This window comes from Paraburkholderia sp. NMBU_R16 (genome assembly GCF_013282575.1).
Classification (GTDB): Bacteria; Pseudomonadota; Gammaproteobacteria; order Burkholderiales; family Burkholderiaceae; genus Trinickia.
In genome coordinates this window covers 1-454 of the sequence record NZ_JAAAYE010000307.1, presented here as the reverse complement: position 1 = coordinate 454, position 454 = coordinate 1, and the positions used below count along the sequence as shown (strand labels likewise).

The window sequence follows — 454 nt, the reverse complement described above, 5'->3', positions numbered from 1 at the left end:
GCAAAGGCGACGGCGAGCCTGGCGTCAAGACCATCTGGCTAGGCATGCAGCGCGTGGTGGATTTTGCTGCTGGTATCAGATACGCGCGTGAGCTCGAGCAGCAGACTTGTGTGTAATGGAATGCGTTGAGCGAGCTTTCTTCGTCTTTGCCATCATCGATGTCCTGCGTTTCAATTCGCACCGATTCTACTCGTCCTCGTTAATGCGACAGAGCCGACTGAAGTGCTGCTGAACAAAGCCGATTCAGAGCGCCTCAAGGGTTCGCTGCGCCGGGCTTACGCCCGCCCTTGACCCGCTAACATCACCCACTCGGAACTCAAAAGAGGCAGTAATTCGTTATCCTTGGTGCTTGCGAATCTCATTTCGATCGAAACCCGCAACCAGTTGACGGTATCCATTTCTGCCAGACATCTGTCGCTGTAGAGTACGAAGTGTCATGGGCGCCATATTTTCG

General features: G+C 54.0%; 1 protein-coding gene. It reads left to right on the top strand.

From position 1 onward, the window contains the following. On the top strand, window positions 1-116 hold a 116-nt coding region (locus GWC77_RS30185), incomplete at its 5' end, for an IS4 family transposase (protein ID WP_173261287.1). Window positions 117-454: the final 338 nt, after the last annotated feature.